Raw genomic sequence first — 20,903 nt, forward strand, 5'->3', positions numbered from 1 at the left:
TTCAGCGCTGCACCAGCGCTTTGTCAGCCGTGCACTGTTGCGCGGCCAGGTCGGCATGCAGGTTGTCCAGGCGCTGGCTGGCGCGTTGCAACTGGCGCGTATCCGCCTGGTTGACGAGGTCGACTATCAACTCGGCCATGGCCTGCCGATTGGCCGCGTAGCTGGCTCGGTAAGCCTGGGTGTAGAAACGTTCGCGCTGTTGCAACAGGGCGCTGATGCGCGTGGCGAAGTCGTCACCTCGGCGCACGTAGAGCGCCTCGCGCAGGGCTTGCTGCCAGGCCAGGCGGTTATCGAACCAGACCTGATTCTGCCCGCCCAGGCCCTGCGCCCAGTCTTGCACCCGCTGGCGTTGCTCGGCATCGAGGCGGCCGAACCAGGGTTGCAGGCGCTTCTCCATGCGTTCGGCACGTTGGTTGATCTGTTGCGCCAGTGGTGGCTGGAGAAATTCCTCGCGCAGTTCGGCATTCTGCTCGTCCAGCGCCGTGAACAGTTGCTCCACCTGATAGGGGCTCAGGCCGCGCAGCAGCTCGACGGCACTGGGGGTGATCTCCACGGCGATGCGCTGCATGGCCTGCTCGAAGTCGGCCACCTGGCTGGCCATGAGCTGGGCGTCGCCCGCGTTCAGGGCCTGCTGGCTGCGTTGCAACCAGTCGAGATAGCGCGGCAGTTCCACGCTGCAGTGCCAGGTCAGGTGCGCCTGCAGGCGCGGTTCGAGCCAGGCGCTCTGCTCGCTGTTCAGGGGCACGTAGTCATTCAGCTTCCAGGGGATCAGCCAATCGAGATTGCGATAGGCCAGGTCGACACGGCTGCAGGCTGCCAGCAGCAGAGTCAGAACCAGGAGCAGAAACAGGGGTTTACGCATGGCTGCTGTCTCGTCAGGGCATGGCTATCGAGACTAATGCGCGAAGAGTCAGGTGCAAGAGGGCGGAAATATCCGCTAACGCTTGCTCTGGAAGAAAGAGCGCCGCGACGGCCTGGGCCATCGCGGCGCTTTATGCGCCTACTGTGTGCCCTACTGGCGCTGCAGTGCGGCGCAGGAAACCTCGTAGTTCTGCTTGCAGGCGCTCTCGTACAGGCGCTTGGCCTGATCTGGGTCACGCGGCAGGCCGCCCTCGCCACGACGATAGAGATTGCCCAGCACGTGCTGCGCCATCGGGTTGCCGGCGGCGGCGGACTGGTTCAGATAACGCAGCATCTCGCGCTGGTTGGCGAACTCCGGCGCATCACGCCCGGTATACAGATAGGCCAGGCTGACCGCCGCCATGCTATGCCCCTTGTCGGCGGCGAGCTTCCACCAGTACTCCGCCTGCTTGAGATCCTTCTCCGGCTGGCCGACGAAATAACTGCTGCCCAACTGGAACTGGCTCTCCAGATCCCCACGCTCGGCCTTCTGCCGCAACTGCGCCTGCACCTGCTCCTGGGTGGAGGGCTGGGTTTGCGGTGCAGGAGCCGGGCTAACCGGCTCCTGCTGCGCCTCACGGCTGCTGCAGCCGGCCAGCACGGCCAGGGCGAAGAGAACGAGGGCAGGGTAGTGCAAGGTGCGATTCATGCTGGGCTCCGGGGCAAAGGATTGGGGGTTAGGCCTTGTTCGGGTGCCTTAGTTCGGTAGGGCGATGTCTTCAGGTGGGGTAGATGATAGCTGGAGGCGGTTTGGGGTGGTTGCTCATGAAGGTTAAGCTCAGCGAGCAGGCAGAAATGCAGGTTTTGGCTGTGCAGCGAACGAAATGAAAGATGGCTGATGCCAGTTGTTAGCCGCTTGCACGATTTCTATCTAGAACATTTGCGTAATATTTGCTGTACGCGACTAGAGCAGGATAGCTGTGTAGCGTAATTTTGACTGCGTCCGTGGTTCCAGCCTCATCTGTGGCTTTTCGCACGCCTTCTTCAAGAAGGCGCCAAGTGAGCTTATAGCTTATGAATTCTTTGACTGGAAATGCATGCGTAGGCCCGCCCGGGGTTATGTTTTTTATGGGAAATCCAGCACTAATTGGAAGAAATTCTTCATCGAAAGGCAATTCAATGAATAAAGTTGACTCCATGACTCGATAGCCACGAACAAGGTCTAGCTCAGGCAAGGGGGCACTGTCGGTAGCGAATTCAACTCCCGGATACAATGTGAGGGCCGTTCCATGGAGGGCTAAAGGATGACCGTGATAAGTGGCGTTCCGAAGTGCTTTTAGAATATTGGTATATGCATTCCAGCCATTAAAATCTCCTGCTTTCCAGTTGTCTCCGGTTAGAGCGTGGTACTCCTTGCGCATTGTTTCTGTTAGTTGCTGGCTTTTGTATATGTACTGTTCAAATGCCTGTCGGAATCGAAAGGGGTGCCGCCTGGAGGTATTTATTTCGTAGTACAGGCGCTTCAGGTCCTCTGCAATGATTTGTGTTTTTAGAAGATCCCGCATGCATATCTCTGTGACTAACTATTAATTAGATGACGTTGCTTTCGCGCTTCAAGGCGGTACCTGTTGCATAAACTTCCTTGTGGCTTTGCGAGTCCTTGTCTGGCTCGAAGGTCGTCACGATAAACGCGGCAGCACCCAAGGAACAGCGCGACATGGATGACTGCAAGTCCAAGCTGCTGGATCAACTGCGCCAGCAGATTCGATTCAGAAACTATTCCATCCGTACCGAAGTTGTCTATGCCGAGTGGGCAAAACGCTATATCCGCCTTGAGTAGCTCCCATGCTCTGGCGTGGGAGAAGCCTTGCTATGCTCTGTGCTTGTTGCGGAGGTAGATATGCAACAGCCAGTTGATGGACGCTGTAGCGTCGAGGGTTGCATTCCCAAGCGGAGCGTGGGAACGATCCATTACCTCACAGGGGCTGCCGGGCGTGCCCGGAATGGGTGCCAAGGGCCGCGAAACTGTCCATTCGCTGAACCCCATATTCCATTTACAGCTTGTTGCAATCGATTGACTGAACTTTTCTGTTTTGTTGGAGTCACGCCTTCGTCCAGGGGCGTGCTTGTCCTCGCTCCTGGCGTTCTTGCGGGTTGCGCTTGGGCGGTGGTTTCGCTGAGCGCAGCGCCCTTCGCGACGGTGAGAGGCCATGATCGAGATAAGAAACCTGACCAAGCGTTTTGCGCAGCACACGGCAGTCGATGATCTGTCGTTCCAAGTCCAGCCAGGGGAAGTGCTGGGCTTTCTCGGCCCCAACGGGGCCGGCAAATCCACCACCATGAAGATGCTCACCGGATTTCTCGCGCCGACCTCCGGCACGGCGAGCATTCTCGGTAGCGATATCCAGACCCAGACCCTCCAGGCCCAGCGGCAGATCGGTTATCTGCCGGAAGGTGCGCCGTGCTACGGCGACATGACGGTGCGTGGCTTTCTCGAGTTCATCGCCGAGGTGCGCGGTTTTCGTGGCGCGGAGAAGACGCTACGGGTGCAGCGTGCAGTGGCGCAACTGGAGCTGGACAAGGTGCTGGAGCAGAGCATCGAGACGCTGTCCAAGGGTTTCAAGCGCCGCGTCGGCCTGGCCCAGGCGATTCTGCATGACCCGCGTGTGCTGATCCTCGACGAGCCCACCGATGGCCTCGACCCCAATCAGAAGCATCAGGTGCGCCAGCTCATCCAGGGGCTGGCCCGTGACAAGATCGTGATCATTTCCACCCATATCCTCGAAGAGGTCACGGCGCTGTGCACCCGCGCGGTGATCATCGCTCAGGGCCGCCTGCTGGCCGATGGCACGCCGCTGGAGCTGGAAAGCCGCTCGCGCTACCACCAGGCAGTGACGCTGCTGGCCGATGAGGCGCTGGATCAGGATGCCCTGGCGGCCCTGCCGGGTGTCGCCGGTGTCGAGGAGAACGCCCGTGAGCACAGCCTGAGCGTGTTGGCGCAGCCGGGCGAGGTGATCTTCCCGCAGGTCAATGCGTTGATCGCCGAGCGTGGCTGGAAGGTCAGGGAACTCAATGTTGAACGCGGTCGGCTCGATGAGGTGTTCCGCACGCTGACCCGGGGAGAGCAGTGATGACCCAGTTGCCCGTGATCTTCAAACGTGAGCTGGCCAGCTATTTCGCCACGCCGCTGGCCTATGTGTTCATCGTCATCTTCCTGGTGCTGTCCGGGGTGTTCACCTTCTACCTGGGGGGCTTCTTCGAGGGGGGGCAGGCGAACCTGTCGGCCTTCTTCAACTTCCATCCCTGGCTGTATCTGTTCCTGGTGCCGGCCATCGCCATGCGCCTGTGGGCGGAGGAGCGCAAGTCCGGTTCCATCGAGCTGCTGATGACCCTGCCGATCACCCGCTTCGAGGCGGTTACCGGCAAGTTTCTGGCGGCCTGGGTGTTCGCCGGCATCGCGCTGCTGCTGACCTTCCCCATGGTCATCACCGTCAACTACCTGGGCGAGCCGGACAATGGCGCCATCGTCACCGGCTACATCGGTAGCTGGTTGCTGGCGGGGGCGTACTTGGCCATCGGCTCGTGCATGTCGGCGCTGAGCAAGAACCAGGTGATTGCCTTCATCCTCGCGGTCAGCGCCTGCTTCCTGTTCATCGTCAGTGGCTTTCCCATGGTGCTCGACGCCTTCGCCTGGGCGCCGCAGTGGCTGGTGGATGCCATCGCCTCGCTGAGCTTCCTGGTGCGCTTCGATGCCATCAGCAAGGGCGTGATCGATGCGCGCGACCTGCTGTATTTCCTCTCGTTGATCGCCGCCTGGCTCACCGCCACCGCCGTGGTCATCGACCTGAAGAAAGCCGACTGAAGGAATGCGCCCATGAAAAAGCTGATCTATTCCGGCGCCGGGTTGCTGCTGATCGCGGTGGCCTTTATCGCCTTCAACCTGCTGGCCGGTATCGGCCTGGGCGGTGCGCGCCTGGATCTGACCGAGCAGAAGCTCTACACCATCTCCGACGGCACCAAGCAGATCCTTGGCGAGCTGGACGAGCCGATCAACCTGTACTTCTTCTATTCGGACAAAGTCGCCAAGGATCTGCCGGCCTTACGCACCTACGCCCAGCGCGTGGAGGAGATGCTCAAGGCCTACCAGGCCCAGGCGAACGGCAAGATCCGTCTGCACATCATCGACCCCGAACCCTTCTCCGAGGACGAGGACAAGGCCGCGCAGTTCGGCCTGCAGGCCATCCCGTTGCAGCAGGGCGGCGATTCCATCTACTTCGGCCTGGCCGGCACCAACGCGCTGGACGACACCCAGGTGATCCCGTTCTTTGCCCTGGATCAGGAGGAGCATCTCGAATACGAGCTGAGCCGCCTGGTGCAGACCCTGGCCAAGCCCGAGCTGCCGGTGGTCGGGGTGCTCTCCGAACTGCCGATGACCGGCGGCTTCGACATGATGACGCAACAGCCGACGTCGCCGTGGATGGTGCTGGAGCAGGTGCGCCAGTTGTTCCAGATCGAGACCCTCAAGCCTGACGTCGACCAGATTCCCGACAAGGTATCGGTGCTCTGGCTGGTGCACCCGAAAAACCTGCCGCAGCAGACGCTCTATGCCATCGACCAGTTCGTGCTGCGTGGCGGCAAGCTGATGGTCTTCGTCGACCCCTATGCCGAAGCCGACACGGGGGGAATGCCGGGGGAGATGGCGGTGGACAAGTCGTCCGATCTCGAGCCGCTGTTCAAGGCCTGGGGCCTGCGCATGGTGCCGGACAAGGTGCTGGGCGATGGTTCTTACGCCATGTCGGTCAACCGCGGCCAGGGCCAGCGTCCGGTGCGCCATGCCGCCTGGTTGAACCTGCCGCGCAAGGCGCTGGATCAGAACGACATCGCCACTGCCGGGCTGGAGAACCTCACCGTCGCCACCGCTGGCATCCTCGAACCCGTGGAGGGGGCGAAGACGCATTTCACCCCGCTGATGCAGAGTTCGGAGTACGCCATGCCCTTCGATGCCAAGCGTTTCGCCATGCTCAGCAACCCGGAGGAACTGATCCGCGAGCTGGAGCCCACCGGCGAGCGCTACACCATCGCCGCGCGCATCGACGGGCCGGCGCAGAGCGCCTTCCCCGACGGCATCGAAGGACGCAAGGATGGCCTCAAGCAGGCCGACAACATCAACGTGATCGCCGTGGCCGACACCGACATCCTCAGCGACCGCATGTGGGTGCAGGTGCAGGACTTCTTCGGCCAGCGCATTCCCCAGCCCTGGGCTGACAACGGCAGCTTCACCATCAACGCGCTGGACAACCTGAGCGGCTCCGACGCACTGATCAGCGTGCGTTCCCGTGGCCGCTTCAGCCGCCCGTTCACCGTGGTGGATGAGCTGCAGCGCGCCGCCGAGCAGCGTTTCCGTGACAAGGAGCAAGCCTTGCAGGCGCGCCTGAGCGAGACCGAGCAGCAACTGGCCGCGTTGCAGCACAGCGATGACCCGAACAAGGCCTTGGAGCTGACGCCGGAGCAGCAGAAGACGCTGCAGCGTTTCATTCAGCAGAAGCTGGAGATCCGCAAGGAGCTGCGCGACGTGCAATACCAGCTCAACGCCAATATCGAGTCGCTGGGGCGTACCTTGAAGATCATCAATATCGCCCTGGTGCCGGCGTTGCTGACCCTTGGCGTGCTGGCGCTGTGGCTGTGGCGCAGGCGTCGTCGCGCGTGAGGGCATCACCTGTGGGAGGCGCTTCAGCGGCGACAGTCGCGGCTAAAGCCCCTCCCACGAACCGGGCGTAGGGTGGATCACGCTCCACCGATCCACCGTTGCGGTGGATGTAAAAAGCGACATCCACCCTACGCCGCTTCCGAATCATCAACAGTGAGATGGGTATGGGACGTAAAGGTCTGATCGCATTGATCGTCATCGTGCTGCTCTGTGTGCTGGGCTACCTGGCCCTGCAGCGCAGCCAGCAGCAGAGCACGGCACAGGTCGAGCAAGGGCCCTGGCTGGCTGCCGAGCAGGATTATCTGGGCAGTCTGCAGGCCCTGGAAATCGAGTCGCCCGGCCAGCCGCCGGTGCGTATCGAGCGTCATGGCGAGGCCTGGGTGGTGCCGGCCAAGGCCGACTACCCGGCAGCGCCACAACCCCTGGCCGACCTGCTGCGTGGCTTGCGTGAGGCGCGCATCGTCGAGGCCAAGACCGCCAACCCGCAATGGCATGCCCGCCTGGGCCTGGCTGAGCAGGGTGAAGCCGGGGAGCAGGCACAGCGGATCAAGCTGCACTTCGAGGGCCACCCGGAACTCGATCTGCTCCTGGGCAAGCCCTCTCAGCAGGGTAGCGGGCAACTGGTGCGACGTTCCGGGGAGAATCAGGTCTGGCTGATCGACCAGAGCCTGCAACTGCCAGACAGCGAGCTGGACTGGCTGGATCGCCGGGTCACCGACATTCCCTTCACCAGCATCGCGCGCCTCGAGTTGCGCCATGCCGATGGCCAGACGCTGACCCTGACGCGCGCCGATGCCAAGCAGTACAACTTTGCCGTCGAGGAACTGCGCAAGGATCAGAAGCTCAGCTTCGAGGGCGCCGCCAATGGCGTGGCCACCCTGTTCTCCAATTTGCAGTTCGCCGACGCCGCGCCCTTGGCGCAGGTTGGCTTCAAGCAGGCACCGGTGTTGCAATTGAGCCTCGGCGGCTTCGACGGGCAGAAGCTGCAGGGAGCCTTGTACAAGCAGGGCGACGCCTACTGGCTGGTGCTCGACAAGCACGAAGGCTTCAAGGAGGGCGAGGTCAGTGCCCGGCCGGACTGGGCCTATCGGCTGGAGCCCGAACAGGTGCAGCGCTTGACCAAGACCGTGCGCGATCTGTCGGCCAAGGGCTGAGCAGGATGACTTGCGGCCCGTTTCAGCGGGCCGTAGGTGCTGGCAAAAAGTGCTTTGCAGTGAAAATGCTTGCTTTATACTCGGCCGCAGCGGTTGCTGCGAGAATGTCTCTCAGGCGTGTTTTCTTAGCGTTTGCAGGCCGAGAATGTTTTACCGAACCGCCAAAGCGTCCGTGAGACCAATAAAAATATTGCGAGTTTGGAGAAGTTGCGAATGGCAGAGCGTGAGACAGGAACCGTCAAATGGTTCAATGATTCCAAGGGTTATGGATTCATCCAGCGCGAGAGTGGCCAGGATGTGTTCGTCCACTATCGCGCCATTCGCGGCGAGGGCCACCGTACCCTGGTCGAAGGGCAGAAGGTGGAGTTCGGCGTGACCCAGGGCCAGAAGGGCCTGCAGGCCGAAGACGTTTCCACGCTCTGAAGGCAATGCCACGAGGCCCGTCGATGACGGGCCTTTTCGTTTGTGCCGGTATTGTTCGTCAGCTCAAGCCGGCGAGCGTCCATCCACCTCGGTTATCGGGCGGATCACCCGGCACGGATTACCAGCGGCGAGCACGCCTGGAGGGATCGAACGATTCACCACACTGCCGGCACCGATCACGCTGCCATCGCCAATCGTCACCCCCGGTAGGATAGAGGCGCCGGCCCCGACCCAGACGTCGTTGCCAATGGTCACTGGCCACGCATATTCGAGCCCGGCGTTGCGCCGCTGTACATCCAGCGGATGCCCGGCAGTGTAGATGCCGACATTGGGGGCGATGAACACGTTGTTGCCGATGTTCACGCTGGCGCAGTCGAGGATGACGAGGTTGACGTTGGCGTAGAAGTGCTGGCCGATGTGGATGTTGTGGCCGTAGTCGCAGTGGAAGGGGCCTTCGATGGTGAAGCCCTCGCCGATGCTGGCGATGATCCCCCGCAGTTGCGCCTCGCGGCTGTGCCTTTCGCTCGGGCAGGTGGCGTTCAGCTTGAACAGCTTGATCTTGGTGCGCAGCCGTTGCGCAAGCAACTCAGGGGCGTTGTTAGCATCGTAGAGCAGGCCGGCTGCGGCTTTCTCGGCTTCGTTCATGGGCGTCGCTCTGGATGGGGTGGCCGCCTGTTTGACCACGCGACCTTTCAGTCCGTGCGCCAGATGATTTCGCTTTCGCCGTCGGCATCCACCTTGATCCAGCGGTCGGCTTGCTCGTCGCTTTCATCCTCGACCCAAGTGCCCGGTGCGCAGCGGATCTGCACGCCGAGCGCGGCATGGGCGGCGCGGGCGCAGGCCAGGTCGTCGGCCCAGGGCGTGGCGTCGCTTTCCAGGTACAGGCTGTGCCATTTGCCCACGGCCTTGGGCAGCCAGGTCACCGGCACCCCGCCGGCCTGGCACTTGAAGGTCTGACCCTTCTGCTGCCAGTCGCTGCAGGGGCCGAGGACCTCGCCCAGCCACTGCGCCACAGCGTCGCGTTCGGCGTCTTTCAGGTAGATCTCGATATCGGGTTGGCGCATGACGGTCAGTCCTGGTCTTTAACGATCCAATCGTAGCGGATGGAAACGGTGACATCGAAGGGTGTGGCGATCACCGCCTCACGACGTTCGGCGCTGGCGCGCCAGCCGTGCGGGGTCATGGCCAGCAGGTCGGCGCGCGCCTGGGCGTCGGCCAGGTGCAGGGCGAACTCCAGGGTTTCGCTGTGCGCCAACTGCATACCCGGCGGAATCAGCGCCAGGTGCTTCTGGTCATCGTAGTCGCGCACTTCGTCGTACAGCTTCTGCCGCAGCTCCATCAGGTGCACGCGGGTCGGGCCCATGCGCAGCAGGCCGCCACCCGAGGCCAGCAGGCGCTTGGCCTCGCTCCAGTCGAGCGGGCTGAAGACGCTGGCCAGCAGCTGGCAACTGGCGTCGGCCAGGGGCACACGAGCCATGCTCGCCACCAGCCAGCTCAGTTGCGGCGTGCGCTTGCAGGCGCGCTTGACCGCCTCGCGGGAGATATCCAGGGCATGGCCGTCGGCAGCGGGCAGGGCGTGGGCGATCTGCTCGGTGTAATAACCCTCGCCGCAACCAATATCCAGCCAGCGTGCTGGCTTGCGTTCAGCGGCGAGTGCCGCCAGGCGAGCGGCCAGTGGGGCGTAGTGACCGCCTTCGAGGAAACGTCGGCGCGCCTCGACCATGGCGGCGTTGTCACCGGGATCGCGGCTGTTCTTGTGCTGCACCGGCAGCAGGTTGTAGTAGCCCTGCCGGGCGCGGTCGAAGCTGTGCCGGTTGTCGCAGGCCAGGCCGCTGGTGCTGGGCGCTAGCGGCGTCTGGCAGATGGGGCAGATCAGGCTCATGCGAGCAGTTTCACCAGAGTTTGATAGTAAACCTCGGTGAGCAGGTCGAGGTCGCTGGCCAGCACGCGTTCGTTGATTTGGTGGATGGTGGCGTTGACCGGGCCAAGCTCGACCACCTGAGTGCCTAGGGTGGCGATAAAGCGCCCATCGGAGGTGCCACCGCTGGTCGAAGGTGTGGTGTCGCGGCCAGTGACGTTCTTGATGCTGGCAGCCACGGCGTCCAGCAGCTCGCCCGGTTGGGTGAGGAAGGGCAGGCCGGACAGCGCCCACTCCAGGTGGTAGTCCAGGCCATGCTTGTCGAGGATGGCGGCGACGCGCTGCTGCAGGCCTTCGACGGTGGATTCGGTGGAGAAACGGAAGTTGAATACCGCCTTCAGCTCACCGGGGATGACGTTGGTGGCGCCGGTGCCGGAGTTGAGGTTGGACACCTGGAAGCTGGTCGGCGGGAAGTAGTCGTTGCCGTGATCCCAGTGCTCGGCGGCCAACTCGGCCAGCGCCGGGGCGGCCAGGTGGATGGGGTTCTTGGCCAAGTGCGGGTAGGCCACGTGGCCCTGTTTGCCATACACGGTGAGGGTGCAGCCAAGCGAGCCACGGCGACCGTTCTTGACCACGTCACCGAGCAGGCTGGTGCTCGAGGGCTCGCCGACGATGCACCAGTCCAGGCGCTCGCCGCGCTCGCGCAGGCGCTCGACCACCGCCTTGGTGCCGTGCTGGGCCGGGCCTTCCTCGTCGCTGGTGATGAGGAAGGCGATGGCGCCCTTGTGGTTCGGGTGGTCGGCAACGAAACGCTCCACGGCGATGATCATGCTCGCCAGGCTGCCCTTCATATCTGCCGCGCCACGGCCGCAGAGCATGCCCTGTTCGTCGATGCGCACGTCGAACGGCTGATACTGCCAGGCGTCCAGCGGGCCGGTGGGCACCACGTCGGTGTGGCCGGCAAAGCACAGTACCGGGCCTTCACCCCCACGTTTGGCCCAGAAGTTCTCCACCTCTTCGATGCGCATGGATTCCACCTCGAAGCCGCAGGCGGCCAGGCGGCGCATCATCAGTTCCTGGCAACCTTCATCCACCGGGGTCACGGACGGGCGGCGGATCAGGTCGAAGGCGAGTTCCAGGGTCGGGGTGAGGGGGGCGGTCATGGCGGCTCCGGTACAGCGGCTGGCGTGAAAGCCGGCCATCTTAGCAGGCCAGCGCAGAAACTACCCAGCCACCGGCTGTCTGTCGGGCTTGGGCGGGGGCGGTGCTGTCCCTATAATGCGCGCCTTCCTGCAGGGGGGTGAGATGAACACAGACGATCAACGATTCGGCGGCATAGCCCGGCTCTACGGCCAGGAGGGCTATCAGCGCCTGGCAGCGGCGCACGTGGCGGTGGTCGGCATCGGCGGTGTCGGCTCCTGGGTGGCCGAAGCCCTGGCGCGCTCGGGTGTGGGCGAGATTTCCCTGTTCGACCTCGATGACGTCTGCATCACCAACACCAACCGGCAGATCCAGGCGCTCGACGGCGCCGTGGGCAAGGCCAAGGTCGAGGTGATGGCCGAGCGCATCCGTGCCATCAATCCAGCCTGCGTGGTGCATGCGGTGGCCGATTTCGTCACCCGTGAGACCATGGCCGAGTACATCACCGAACAGCTCGACGGGGTGATCGACTGCATCGACAGCGTGCCGGCCAAGGCCGCGCTGATCGCCTGGTGCAAGCGGCGCAAGATCCAGATCGTCACCACCGGTGGCGCGGGTGGGCAGATCGATCCGACCCAGGTGCAGGTGGCCGACCTGAACAAGACCTTCAACGACCCGCTGGCGGCCAAGGTGCGCTCGTTGTTGCGCCGCGACTATGGCTTCTCGCGCACGCCGGGGCGCAACTACAGCGTGCCCTGTGTGTTCTCCACCGAGCAACTGCGCTACCCCAAGCCCGACGGCAGCGTGTGCCAGGCCAAGGGTTTCGTCGGCGAGGGCGTGCGCCTCGACTGTGCCGGTGGTTTCGGTGCGGTGATGATGGTCACCACAACTTTCGCCATGGCGGCAACGGCCAAGCTGGTGGATAAACTGGTGGCGGGTGCGCGACGACCTGCCGAGCGACTGCGCACTCGATGATCTGGGCTGGCGGCCACGCCAGCCATTTCGGTGCAACGGTATGCGCTGATGATGCAACGGGCTGGAGGGGTTCGACTGTTGCTCGCATCGAGGTGAGCCGTGCCGTACGGGTTATTGCATGTTTGCAGAGCGCGTCAGTGGAAATGCCTATCCGCTGTTTTCCTGACCTCATCCCTGGCCCTGGGGCTGTTGACGCCTGCACAGGGCGAGTTGAAAGCGCTGCGCATCGGCACGGGGGACTGGGTGCCTTATGTCGAGCAGGCGCGCAGCGACGGCGGAGTGCTGGCGCGGCTGATCCGCGCGGTGTTCGCCGAGTCGGGCTACGTGGTCGGGTTCGTTTTCCATCCCTGGGATCGCAACCTGCTGATGCTGCGAAAAGGGGAGCTGCATGCCGTCATGCCCTACAACTGCAGTGTGGATCGGCTCGAATCCGCCGTCTGCAGCGACCCATTGGTGCGTGGCGAGGTGGTGTTCTTCCATCGTCGCGACCTGGCGTTCGACTGGCACGGCATCGATGATCTGAAGGGCTATCGGATTGGCACGACGCTGGGCTACTCCTATGGCCTGGCGTTCGACAGGGCGGTTGTGCAGGGACGTTTGCAGACCGAGCGAAGTGGTAAGGAGTACACTGGCTTTCGCTTGCTGGAGCTCAAACGCATCGACCTGTTTCCGCAGAATCGCGCCGTCGGTTATGCCATGCTGCGCCGCCAGCCACCTGAACTGGGGGCTGCGGCGATCACCCATCATCCGCGCCCTTTGAACCTGGAGCCCTTGCATCTGCTGTTTCGCAAGGATGATCCGCAGAGTGCGCAGTTGCTGCGTCAGTTTAACGACGGCCTGCGTCGCTTCGCCGAGCGCGGAGACCTGCTGCGCCTGCAGCAGGCGCTCGATAATGGCAATGCCGACGACTGGCAGCCCAGCGGGCCGATCCAGGCCGCGCGGGACTGAGGCAGCTCATCGAATCATGGAGACTCTGGATGCTCAACAACGATGTACTGCGCAGCCTGCGCTATCTGCTGGATGTCAGCGACGCCAGGCTCGAGGCGTTCTGCCATCTGGCGGACTACCCGGTGGAGCCGGGGCTGATCTCTGCCTGCCTGTTGCGCGAAGAAGAGGCGGGCTACCGAGCCTGCCCGGACGTGCTGTTGGCCCATGTGCTCGAAGGGCTGGTGTTCTACAAGCGTGGCAAGGACGACAGCCGGCCGCGCTTGCCGGTGGAAAAGCGCCTGAGCAACAACCTCATCCTGAAGAAGCTGCGGGTGGCCTTCGAGCTGCGTGACGACGACATCCAGGCGATCCTGCAGTCGGCGGATCTGCCGATGACCAAGGCCGAGCTGGGCGCCTTGTTCCGTGCACCGGGGCACAAACACTACCGCGAGTGCGGTGATCAGATATTGCGCAACTTCCTGCGTGGGTTGACGTTGCGTGAGCGTGGCGCTGTGTAGCGCGGCTGCCGTTCGGGTTTTAGCAGGCGGTTGAAATACGGTTCTTCGCGGAATCTCTTGATATCGGACTGGCAAGTTTGTGTTGGTTGTTCTTATGCCTGTTCCGAATTGCCGCGTTTTTGTTGATGTCTCTGGTTTCGCCCTCCCGGGCGAGTCACTTTTGCCCGGATGGCCGGCCCGACAAAAGTAACCAAAACCTCCGCCCTTTCATCCGGCCCTGGCTGCGCCAGGGTTCGCTCACTCCATCGCCGTTCCAGAGGCCCGCCGCGGTGGGCCATCCATGGCCCATCGCGGCTCTCGGCTTTGGCATCCTGCGTCGCTCTACCTCCTGCATCCATGCAGTCGTCGCGACATCCATGTCGCTCAACCTCTTCCACGACGATTGCGTTCGCCCTCCTGGGCGGGCTCTGCACGCGCCTGAACCTGCGGTAACCCAGAATTAGCGTGGAGTGCTTGAACATGGGTCAGCCTTAGGGCTGACTGAGAAGCCGGCTATACGCCGGCAAACTGAAACTACTCGAATGAAAGTTTTGGTTTAACCCGACAGCCAATCGTGGCTTCACCGTTACCAGAACACTCAGGGATGCCCGGAACCGATGTACGTTCAGGCGCGCAAATGCCCCCTTCAGGAGGCCGAACGCAGGCATTGTGCAGGGGGCGAGTGGCATGGATGCCACGAGAGGCGTAATGGGCCATGGATGGCCCATGTACGCCGACCCCGGAGCAATGCCGGAGTGAGGGAAGTCGAGCGAAGCATGACGGGGACGCCTAGTTCCGGATGGCGGGGGTGCGTTTCTTTTGCTTACTTTTCTTTGCGCAGTTCAAAGAAAAGTGAGTCGCCTGAGGGGGCGAAACCCGGAATACCTGAAAACACCCAAAGCGGCGTCCAGAACACCAACACGGGCCAACAAGACAACACACAAACTTGCCAGTCCGATATCACCCAAGCATTCCCCTGAAATGCGATGCCCCTTAGAAAACTAGGCGGCGCAAGAGGCCAAAGCCGAGGCGTTTTTTGTTAGCCCAACAGCTCACGCATTCGCAACAACACGGCATTGAGGCCGTTGCTGCGCGAGGGCGATAGCTGGCGTTGCAGGCCCAACTGGGCGAACCAGTCGGCCAGGTCGAGCCTGGCCAACTCGTCAGCGTTCAACCCTTCGACCCGCACCAGCAGCACGGCAAGCAGGCCGCGCAGCAGGCGGGCATCACTGGCAGCGCGGAAATGCCAGGCGCCATCACGCTGCTCGGCCACCAGCCAGACCAGACTTTCGCAGCCATGTACGCGGTTGTGCTCCTGGCGTTGGGCCTCGTCCAGCGGCTCCAGGTGCTCGCCCCATTGCATCAGCAGGCGCGCGCGCTGTTCCCAGCCAGTACAGGCGGCAAAGGCGTCCAGGGCTCGTTGGGCGCCAGGTGGCAGCTTCATCGCAGCAGCTCCAGGGCCTTGTCCAGCGCAACGAAGAAACGCTGCAGGTCGGCACCGTCGTTGTACAGGCCGAGCGACACGCGGGTCGCACCGGCCAGGCCAAGACGCTTCATCAGCGGCATGGCGCAGTGGTGTCCGGTGCGCACGGCGATGCCCTGTTCGCTGAGCAGATGGGCCAGGTCGGCGTTGTGCACGCCTTCGACCTGGAAGCAGGCCAGTGCCAGTTGCGGTTCGCCCAGCAGGCGCACACCGGCGCGGGCTTGCAGGCCGGCCAGCAGTTCGCCGTGCAAGGCCGCTTCATGGGCGGCCACGGCGGCCTGATCCAGCCCGTTCAGCCAGTCCAGCGCGGCGCCCAGGGCAATCACCGCGGAAACCGCCGGCGTGCCGGCCTCGAAACCCAGCGGGGCGGGGCGAAAGCGGGCGTCGTGGTAGTCGGCGTCCTGCAGCATTTCGCCACCGAACTGCCAATGCTGCAGTTTCGCCAGCGCTTCGCCACGGGCATAGAGCAGGCCGACGCCATCCGGGCCGTAGAGCTTGTGCGCCGAGCAGACGTAGAAGTCGCAACCCAGCGCCTGCATGTCCGGCCTGGTATGCACGGCGCCCTGGGCGCCGTCGATGACAGTCAGGGCGCTGTGGGCCTTGGCCAGAGCCAGCAACTCAGTGAGCGGCTGCCAGCGGCCGAGCACGTTGGAAAGCTGCGAGACCGCCAGCAGGCGCGTGCGCGGGCCGATCAGGCGAGCGGCTTCGCCCAGGTCGATACCGCCTGCCGCATCCAACGGCAACACCACCAGCTCCAGGCCCCGACGCTTGGCAAGCTGCTGCCAGGGCAGCAGGTTGGCGTGGTGCTCGGCGGCGCTGATGACGATTTGCCCGCCAGGCTGCAGCAGGTGCTCCAGGCCGTAGGCCAGCAGGTTGAGCGATTCGGTGCTGCCACGGGTGAAGACGATCTCGTCACTGCTCTGCGCGTTCAGCCACTGCGCGGCCTTGCTGCGTGTGGCCTCGAAGGCGCGGGTGGCGCGTTCGCCTGGCAGGTGCTGGGCGCGATGCACGTTGGCTACGCCGCCGGCCAGGTAGGCGAGCAGCGCATCCAGAACCGCCTGCGGTTTCTGTGCGGTGGCGGCGCTGTCCAGGTAGGTGTGGCCGTCGGCTTCGAGGGCAAGAATGCCGGGGAATTCGGCGCGCCAGGGGGAATTCAGAGCCATGAGCTTCAAGCCGCAAGCTGCAAGTTGGAGCCGCAGAGCTTGCGGCTTGTAGCTTGCAGCTTGGCGCTGCCTCTTAGTTGTGAGCGTGCAGGGCTTCGTTCAGCTCGATGGCCGACTTGTGGGTCTTGCACTCCACGGCGCCGGTCTGCGAGTTGCGACGGAACAGCAGGTCGGGCTGGCCGGCCAGGTCGCGGGCCTTGAGCACTTTCACCAGCTCGTTGTTCTCGTCGAGCAGGTTCACCTTGGTGCCGGCGGTGATGTACAGGCCGGCTTCGACGGTGTTGCGGTCGCCCAGGGGGATGCCGATACCGGCGTTGGCGCCGATCAGGCAGCCTTCGCCGACGCTGATGACGATGTTGCCGCCGCCGGACAGGGTGCCCATGGTGGAGCAGCCGCCACCCAGATCCGAGCCTTTGCCGACGAATACGCCCGCAGACACGCGGCCTTCGATCATGCCTGGGCCTTCGGTGCCGGCGTTGAAGTTGACGAAGCCCTCGTGCATCACCGTGGTGCCTTCACCGACGTAGGCGCCCAGGCGCACGCGGGCGCTGTCGGCGATACGCACGCCGGCCGGTACCACGTAGTCGGTCATTTTCGGGAACTTGTCCACCGAGAACACTTCCAGCAGTTCGCCTTTCAGGCGTGCTTCCAGTTGACGTTCGGCCAGTTCGGCGAGGTCGACGGCGCCCTGGCTGGTCCAGGCGACGTTGGGCAGCAGCGGGAAAATGCCGGACAGGTTCAGGCCATGGGGCTTGACCAGGCGGTGCGACAGCAGGTGCAGCTTGAGGTAGGCCTCGGGGGTGCTGCTCGGCGCGCTGTCTTCGGCCAGGAAGGTGGCCACCAGCGGGTTGCTGCTCTCGGCCAGGCGGGTCAGCAGGGCGGCCTGGGCAGTATCGATGCCCTTGAGCGCTTCGGCCAGGTCACGGGCCTGGGCGTGGCTGAAGGTGATGGCCTGGTTGCCACCCTGGTAATCCAGGATCTCGGCGGCTTTGGCCACCAGATCGGCTGCCGGGTTGAGCAGCGGTTGCGCGTAGAAGACTTCCAGCCAGTTGCCCTGACGGTTCTGGGTGCCGACGCCGAAGGCGATGCTGAAGAGGGTGGTGGTCATCGATGAGGTTCCTTGCAACAAATTCGGGTGAGAGTGATCAGGCCAACGCAGCTTGGTAGGTGTCCGGCTTGAAGCCGACCAGGGTCTTGTCGCCCAGGTCGAGCACCGGGCGTTTGATCATCGAAGGCTGGGCCAGCATCAGGTCGATGGCCTTGGCCTGGTCGAGATCGGCTTTCTGCGCGTCATCCAGTTTGCGGAAGGTGGTGCCGGCACGGTTGAGGACGATCTGCCAGCCATGCTCGTCGCACCATTTCTCCAGGCTCGCACGGTCGATGCCGGCGCTCTTGTAGTCGTGAAAGGCATAGTCGACGCCATGCTCGTCGAGCCAGGTTCTGGCCTTCTTCATGGTGTCGCAAGCCTTGATGCCATACAGGACGTAACTCATGGTCTTCCTCTGATGAGTGGCGTGCCGGGATGTCCGGAAAAAATGGCCGGCTATTATGCCATGGCTGGTGTGGGCGTGGCGGGCACTGTCGCAGGGATGTGTTACAGCGCTAGAATCAGCGTCACGCACTCACTCCCGCCGGTTTTCTCCCTCATGCAACTGCTCTACACCATTCTGATCATGCTGCTGGTGGTCAGTGGTACGCGTATCAGCGCGCAGTTCATCCCCTTGCCTCTGCCTCTGCTGCAAATTCTCATCGGCGCCCTGTTGGCCGTGCCGGCGCTGGGGTTGCATGTACGCCTCGATCCGGAACTGTTTCTGCTGCTGTTCATTCCGCCGCTGCTGTTCGTCGATGGCTGGCGCATGCCCAAGGGGCAGTTCCGCCAGTTGCGCACGCCGATTCTGTTGCTGGCCTTCGCCCTGGTGTTCTTCAGCATTCTCGGTGCGGGGCATTTCATTCACTGGTTGTTGCCGCAGGTGCCCCTGGCCGCCTGTTTCGCCCTGGCGGCGGTGCTGTCGCCGACCGATGCGGTGGCGGTCTCGGCGATCACCCACGGCCGCCTGCCTAGCACCCTGAACAACCTGTTGCAGGGCGAGGCGCTGATGAACGATGCCTCAGGCCTGGTGGCATTCAAGTTCGCCGTGGCGGCGACCCTCACGGGAGTGTTCTCGATCAGCGATGCGAGTCTGCAGTTCGTGCTGGTGGCGGTCGGCGGGCTGGCCGTCGGCGTGGCCCTGAGTTACCTGCTGGGGCGCCTGCGCGCCTGGATGATCGCCCAGGGCTGGGAAGACCCGGCGACGCACGTGTTGCTGCTTTTGCTGCTGCCATTCGCCGCCTACGTGGCCGCCGAGCACTTCGGGCTGTCCGGCATCCTCTCGGCAGTGGCGGCAGGGATGATGCAGAGCCGCCTCGACCTGCTCCCGCGGCAGACCTCCACGCGCCTGCTCAACCGCAGCGTGTGGGCGCTGCTGGAGTTCACCTTCAACGGCCTGATCTTCCTGCTGCTGGGCCTGCAGTTGCCGGACATCCTCACGGCGGCTCTGGGCGATCATGCCGAGCCCTGGATGTTCGCTCTGCAGGCCATGGGCCTGGTGGCGGCGATCTACGCCGTGCTGATGCTGCTGCGCTTCGTCTGGGTCTACGGCTACTGGCGCGTGTCGGGCTCCTTGCGTCGGCTGCGCGGCGAGCCGACGCGCTTCGCCGGGCAGTCGCGCATCGCCTTGAGCGTGGTGCTGACCCTGGGCGGCGTGCGTGGCGCAGTGACCCTGGCGGGCGTGATGTCGCTGCCCTTGCTGCTCAACAATGGCCAGGCCTTTCCCGAGCGCGACCTGCTGATCCTGATTGCCGCCGGGGTGATCCTGCTGTCGCTGCTGGTGGCCAGTGTCGCTTTGCCGCGCATCCTGCCACGTCTGCCGCAGGACAACGTGGCGCTGCACGAGCGTGAGCTCAATCGTCACCGCGCCGCGGTGCTGGAGGCGGCGATTCGTTATCTGGAGTCCGAGGACGAGCGTGCCGCCGACGCCGAAGGGGCTATCGCTGCGGTCGAAGTGAAGGCGCGCCTGATGAGCGAGTATCGCGACCTGCTGGAGCGTGCCCGTGGCGGCGATGAGGCACGCGAGCAGCAGCGCGAGACCGACCGCCTGGAATATCGCCTGCGTCTGCAGGCGCTGCGCACCCAGCGTCTGGAGTTGTACCGCATGCGCCACGACAACGAGCTGGACGACGACTTGCTGGCCGAGATCCTGCGCGATCTGGATATCGCCGAGGCGCGCCTGAACAAGAGCTGAGTCGCCAGAGGCATCGCCTGTAGCCCGGATGCAATCCGGGGCTTCTGTAGGAGCGAATTCATTCGCGAAGGGGCTGGCGCCCCAGGACAATCGTGAATGAATTCGCTATGCGGGCGAGAGGGATCGCCCGCAAGATGGCACGCTATCGACCCGACTCAGGCGCTACGAATGAATCGCGCGATGCGCTCGGCCGCTTCGATGCACTCGGCCAGCGGCGCGACCAGGGCCATGCGCACGCGCCCAGCCCCCGGGTTGACGCCATCCACCTCACGCGATAGGTAGGAGCCCGGCACCACGGTGACGTGTTCGGCCACGAAGAGCTCGCGGGTGAACTGTGTATCGTCGCCCGGCGTGCGGGCCCAGAGGTAGAAGCCGCCATCCGGGCGTTGCACGTCCATCACCGGGGCCAGGATTTTCAGTACGGCATCGAACTTCTCGCGGTACAGGTCGCGGTTGGCGCGCACGTGCGCTTCGTCGTTCCAGGCGGCGACGCTGGCGAGCTGGGTCTGCACCGGCATGGCGCAGCCGTGGTAGGTGCGATAGAGCAGAAAGTGCTTGAGAATCTCGGCATCGCCGGCCACGAAGCCCGAGCGCAAGCCCGGCAGATTGGAGCGTTTGGACAGGCTGTGGAACACCACGCAGCGTGCGAAATCGCGGCGGCCCAGCTCGGCGCAGGCGCTGAGCAGGCCGGGCGGTGGTGCGTCCTCGTCGAAATACAGCTCGCTGTAGCACTCGTCGGCGGCGATGACGAAATCGTGCTCGTCGGCCAGGGCGATCAGCTTCTTCAGGGTTTCCAGCGGGATCAGCGCGCCGGTGGGGTTGCCTGGCGAGCACAGGAACAGGATCTGGCAGCGCTGCCAGACCTCCGTCGGCACGGCATCGAAGTCCGGGTTGAAGCCATGGTCTTCCAGGCACGGCAGGTAGTGCGGTTCAGCGCCAGCGAGAAAGGCCGCGCCTTCATAGATCTGGTAGAAGGGGTTGGGGCTGACCACCAGGCCCTGGGCATCGCGGTCGACCACCGCCTGGGTGAAGGCGAACAGCGCTTCGCGGGTGCCGTTGACCGGCAGCACGTGGCGCGCCGCATCCAGCCAGCCTGCGGGCACGCCGAAGCGGCGCTCGCACCAGGCGGCGATGCTCTGGCGCAGTTCCGGCAGACCCAGGGTGGTCGGGTACACCGCCAGTTTGTCGAGGTTGGCGGTCAGCGCCTGGGCGACGAAGTCCGGCGAGCGATGCTTGGGCTCGCCAATGGACAGGGCGATGGGCGCGCGGTCGGCGGCGGGCTGCGCATCGGCGAGCAGGGCGCGGAGTTTCTCGAACGGGTAGGGCTGCAACTGGGCGAGGGCGTGGTTCATGGTGATCCGACGTGTCCTGTGGAAGGCGGCGACAAAGCTGCCGACACTAGCATGGCGCGCGCGCCGAGGAAAATTCCGCTGGCTGTCCGTTTTACGCTGGTTT

At 63.8% G+C, this 20,903-nt stretch carries 22 protein-coding genes; 10 read left to right on the top strand and 12 right to left on the bottom strand.

Translation table 11 applies throughout. From position 1 onward, the window contains the following. Position 1: 1 nt before the first annotated feature. The 3 genes from OU800_RS07215 to OU800_RS07225 all read right to left on the bottom strand — a co-directional run bounded on the left by OU800_RS07215 (position 2) and on the right by OU800_RS07225 (position 2,405). Positions 2 to 862 carry a DUF6279 family lipoprotein gene (locus OU800_RS07215; RefSeq protein ID WP_268182404.1) on the bottom strand — a complete coding sequence of 287 codons (861 nt, stop codon included), beginning with the start codon at positions 860 to 862 and terminating at the stop codon, positions 2 to 4. 150 nt (positions 863 to 1,012) lie between these two features. Then, complete coding sequence (locus OU800_RS07220; protein ID WP_268182405.1) at positions 1,013 to 1,549, bottom strand: tetratricopeptide repeat protein; 537 nt, start codon at positions 1,547 to 1,549, stop codon at positions 1,013 to 1,015. 199 nt (positions 1,550 to 1,748) lie between these two features. Then, entirely contained in the window at positions 1,749 to 2,405 is a 657-nt protein-coding gene (locus OU800_RS07225) for a hypothetical protein (protein WP_268182407.1), read from the bottom strand. 152 nt (positions 2,406 to 2,557) lie between these two features. On the opposite strand from OU800_RS07225, the gene OU800_RS07230 reads away from it, so the two are divergent. The 6 genes from OU800_RS07230 (at position 2,558) to OU800_RS07255 (ending at position 8,124) form a co-directional block, all read left to right on the top strand. Beyond that, positions 2,558 to 2,680 carry a phage integrase N-terminal SAM-like domain-containing protein gene (locus tag OU800_RS07230; protein WP_268182410.1) on the top strand — a complete coding sequence of 41 codons (123 nt, stop codon included), beginning with the start codon at positions 2,558 to 2,560 and terminating at the stop codon, positions 2,678 to 2,680. Positions 2,681 to 3,050: 370 nt separating this feature from the next. Further along, positions 3,051 to 3,971, top strand: coding sequence for an ABC transporter ATP-binding protein (locus OU800_RS07235; protein WP_268182413.1), 921 nt, complete (start codon positions 3,051 to 3,053; stop codon positions 3,969 to 3,971). Next, on the top strand, positions 3,971 to 4,702 hold the full coding sequence (locus OU800_RS07240; RefSeq protein WP_268182415.1) for an ABC transporter permease subunit: 732 nt from the start codon (positions 3,971 to 3,973) through the stop codon (positions 4,700 to 4,702). Before OU800_RS07235 ends, OU800_RS07240 begins: the two co-directional genes overlap by 1 nt. Before the next feature lie 12 nt (positions 4,703 to 4,714). Continuing rightward, positions 4,715 to 6,547 (top strand): GldG family protein, encoded by a 1,833-nt coding sequence (locus OU800_RS07245; RefSeq protein ID WP_268182417.1) that lies wholly within the window; start codon positions 4,715 to 4,717, stop codon positions 6,545 to 6,547. 164 nt (positions 6,548 to 6,711) lie between these two features. Beyond that, complete coding sequence (locus OU800_RS07250; RefSeq protein WP_268182420.1) at positions 6,712 to 7,701, top strand: DUF4340 domain-containing protein; 990 nt, start codon at positions 6,712 to 6,714, stop codon at positions 7,699 to 7,701. A 213-nt stretch (positions 7,702 to 7,914) separates the two neighbouring features. After that, complete coding sequence (locus OU800_RS07255; RefSeq protein WP_268182422.1) at positions 7,915 to 8,124, top strand: cold-shock protein; 210 nt, start codon at positions 7,915 to 7,917, stop codon at positions 8,122 to 8,124. A gap of 63 nt (positions 8,125 to 8,187) precedes the next feature. Here the strand turns inward: OU800_RS07255 and OU800_RS07260 are convergent, their stop codons facing one another. The 4 genes from OU800_RS07260 to dapE are packed head-to-tail and all read right to left on the bottom strand — an operon-like array spanning position 8,188 to position 11,145. Beyond that, positions 8,188 to 8,769: a sugar O-acetyltransferase gene (locus tag OU800_RS07260; RefSeq protein ID WP_268182423.1), complete on the bottom strand. Its 582-nt coding sequence runs from the start codon at positions 8,767 to 8,769 to the stop codon at positions 8,188 to 8,190. A 47-nt stretch (positions 8,770 to 8,816) separates the two neighbouring features. Further along, complete coding sequence (locus OU800_RS07265) at positions 8,817 to 9,188, bottom strand: hypothetical protein (RefSeq protein WP_268182424.1); 372 nt, start codon at positions 9,186 to 9,188, stop codon at positions 8,817 to 8,819. Between the two features lie 5 nt (positions 9,189 to 9,193). Then, on the bottom strand, positions 9,194 to 10,006 hold the full coding sequence (locus tag OU800_RS07270) for a putative RNA methyltransferase (protein WP_268182426.1): 813 nt from the start codon (positions 10,004 to 10,006) through the stop codon (positions 9,194 to 9,196). After that, entirely contained in the window at positions 10,003 to 11,145 is a 1,143-nt protein-coding gene (gene dapE, locus OU800_RS07275; protein WP_268182428.1) for a succinyl-diaminopimelate desuccinylase, read from the bottom strand. Before dapE ends, OU800_RS07270 begins: the two co-directional genes overlap by 4 nt. Positions 11,146 to 11,287: 142 nt before the next feature. On the opposite strand from dapE, the gene tcdA reads away from it, so the two are divergent. The 3 genes from tcdA (at position 11,288) to OU800_RS07290 (ending at position 13,542) form a co-directional block, all read left to right on the top strand. Then, positions 11,288 to 12,097: a tRNA cyclic N6-threonylcarbamoyladenosine(37) synthase TcdA gene (gene tcdA / locus OU800_RS07280; protein ID WP_268182429.1), complete on the top strand. Its 810-nt coding sequence runs from the start codon at positions 11,288 to 11,290 to the stop codon at positions 12,095 to 12,097. Positions 12,098 to 12,286: 189 nt separating this feature from the next. Continuing rightward, positions 12,287 to 13,045 carry a substrate-binding periplasmic protein gene (locus tag OU800_RS07285; protein ID WP_268182430.1) on the top strand — a complete coding sequence of 253 codons (759 nt, stop codon included), beginning with the start codon at positions 12,287 to 12,289 and terminating at the stop codon, positions 13,043 to 13,045. A 29-nt stretch (positions 13,046 to 13,074) separates the two neighbouring features. Beyond that, a complete protein-coding gene (locus OU800_RS07290) occupies positions 13,075 to 13,542 on the top strand; it encodes a DUF1456 family protein (RefSeq protein WP_268182432.1) in 468 nt (155 codons plus the stop codon). Positions 13,543 to 14,560: 1,018 nt separating this feature from the next. On the opposite strand, the gene OU800_RS07295 is transcribed toward OU800_RS07290, so the two are convergent. From OU800_RS07295 to OU800_RS07310, 4 genes are all read right to left on the bottom strand, one after another. Then, complete coding sequence (locus OU800_RS07295) at positions 14,561 to 14,965, bottom strand: SufE family protein (RefSeq protein WP_268182434.1); 405 nt, start codon at positions 14,963 to 14,965, stop codon at positions 14,561 to 14,563. Further along, positions 14,962 to 16,167: an aminotransferase class V-fold PLP-dependent enzyme gene (locus tag OU800_RS07300; protein WP_268182436.1), complete on the bottom strand. Its 1,206-nt coding sequence runs from the start codon at positions 16,165 to 16,167 to the stop codon at positions 14,962 to 14,964. Before OU800_RS07300 ends, OU800_RS07295 begins: the two co-directional genes overlap by 4 nt. Positions 16,168 to 16,240: 73 nt before the next feature. Next, a complete protein-coding gene (dapD, locus tag OU800_RS07305) occupies positions 16,241 to 17,275 on the bottom strand; it encodes a 2,3,4,5-tetrahydropyridine-2,6-dicarboxylate N-succinyltransferase (RefSeq protein WP_268182438.1) in 1,035 nt (344 codons plus the stop codon). 37 nt (positions 17,276 to 17,312) lie between these two features. Continuing rightward, positions 17,313 to 17,660: an ArsC family reductase gene (locus OU800_RS07310; protein WP_268182440.1), complete on the bottom strand. Its 348-nt coding sequence runs from the start codon at positions 17,658 to 17,660 to the stop codon at positions 17,313 to 17,315. Between the two features lie 153 nt (positions 17,661 to 17,813). On the opposite strand from OU800_RS07310, the gene OU800_RS07315 reads away from it, so the two are divergent. Continuing rightward, on the top strand, positions 17,814 to 19,448 hold the full coding sequence (locus OU800_RS07315) for a Na+/H+ antiporter (RefSeq protein ID WP_268182442.1): 1,635 nt from the start codon (positions 17,814 to 17,816) through the stop codon (positions 19,446 to 19,448). A gap of 155 nt (positions 19,449 to 19,603) precedes the next feature. Here OU800_RS07315 and dapC read toward each other — a convergent pair whose 3' ends face one another. Then, complete coding sequence (gene dapC, locus OU800_RS07320; protein ID WP_268182444.1) at positions 19,604 to 20,800, bottom strand: succinyldiaminopimelate transaminase; 1,197 nt, start codon at positions 20,798 to 20,800, stop codon at positions 19,604 to 19,606. Between the last annotated feature and the right edge of the window lie 103 nt (positions 20,801 to 20,903).

Origin of the sequence: Pseudomonas sp. GOM7 (assembly GCF_026723825.1) — a bacterium.
In the GTDB taxonomy this organism is placed as follows: domain Bacteria; phylum Pseudomonadota; class Gammaproteobacteria; order Pseudomonadales; family Pseudomonadaceae; genus Aquipseudomonas.

Bases quoted from the DNA above. Each gene is read 5' to 3' on its own strand.
- OU800_RS07310 (WP_268182440.1), bottom strand. From the start codon at position 17,660: ATGAGTTACGTCCTGTATGGCATCAAGGCTTGCGACACCATGAAGAAG.
- OU800_RS07230 (WP_268182410.1), top strand. From the start codon at position 2,558: ATGGATGACTGCAAGTCCAAGCTGCTGGATCAACTGCGCCAGCAGATT.
- OU800_RS07240 (WP_268182415.1), top strand. From the start codon at position 3,971: ATGACCCAGTTGCCCGTGATCTTCAAACGTGAGCTGGCCAGCTATTTC.
- OU800_RS07260 (WP_268182423.1), bottom strand. From the start codon at position 8,769: ATGAACGAAGCCGAGAAAGCCGCAGCCGGCCTGCTCTACGATGCTAAC.
- OU800_RS07215 (WP_268182404.1), bottom strand. From the start codon at position 862: ATGCGTAAACCCCTGTTTCTGCTCCTGGTTCTGACTCTGCTGCTGGCA.
- OU800_RS07245 (WP_268182417.1), top strand. From the start codon at position 4,715: ATGAAAAAGCTGATCTATTCCGGCGCCGGGTTGCTGCTGATCGCGGTG.
- OU800_RS07220 (WP_268182405.1), bottom strand. From the start codon at position 1,549: ATGAATCGCACCTTGCACTACCCTGCCCTCGTTCTCTTCGCCCTGGCC.
- OU800_RS07270 (WP_268182426.1), bottom strand. From the start codon at position 10,006: ATGAGCCTGATCTGCCCCATCTGCCAGACGCCGCTAGCGCCCAGCACC.
- OU800_RS07265 (WP_268182424.1), bottom strand. From the start codon at position 9,188: ATGCGCCAACCCGATATCGAGATCTACCTGAAAGACGCCGAACGCGAC.
- dapC (WP_268182444.1), bottom strand. From the start codon at position 20,800: ATGAACCACGCCCTCGCCCAGTTGCAGCCCTACCCGTTCGAGAAACTC.
- dapE (WP_268182428.1), bottom strand. From the start codon at position 11,145: ATGACCGCCCCCCTCACCCCGACCCTGGAACTCGCCTTCGACCTGATC.
- OU800_RS07290 (WP_268182432.1), top strand. From the start codon at position 13,075: ATGCTCAACAACGATGTACTGCGCAGCCTGCGCTATCTGCTGGATGTC.
- OU800_RS07250 (WP_268182420.1), top strand. From the start codon at position 6,712: ATGGGACGTAAAGGTCTGATCGCATTGATCGTCATCGTGCTGCTCTGT.
- OU800_RS07300 (WP_268182436.1), bottom strand. From the start codon at position 16,167: ATGGCTCTGAATTCCCCCTGGCGCGCCGAATTCCCCGGCATTCTTGCC.
- tcdA (WP_268182429.1), top strand. From the start codon at position 11,288: ATGAACACAGACGATCAACGATTCGGCGGCATAGCCCGGCTCTACGGC.
- OU800_RS07295 (WP_268182434.1), bottom strand. From the start codon at position 14,965: ATGAAGCTGCCACCTGGCGCCCAACGAGCCCTGGACGCCTTTGCCGCC.
- OU800_RS07315 (WP_268182442.1), top strand. From the start codon at position 17,814: ATGCAACTGCTCTACACCATTCTGATCATGCTGCTGGTGGTCAGTGGT.
- OU800_RS07255 (WP_268182422.1), top strand. From the start codon at position 7,915: ATGGCAGAGCGTGAGACAGGAACCGTCAAATGGTTCAATGATTCCAAG.
- dapD (WP_268182438.1), bottom strand. From the start codon at position 17,275: ATGACCACCACCCTCTTCAGCATCGCCTTCGGCGTCGGCACCCAGAAC.
- OU800_RS07235 (WP_268182413.1), top strand. From the start codon at position 3,051: ATGATCGAGATAAGAAACCTGACCAAGCGTTTTGCGCAGCACACGGCA.
- OU800_RS07225 (WP_268182407.1), bottom strand. From the start codon at position 2,405: ATGCGGGATCTTCTAAAAACACAAATCATTGCAGAGGACCTGAAGCGC.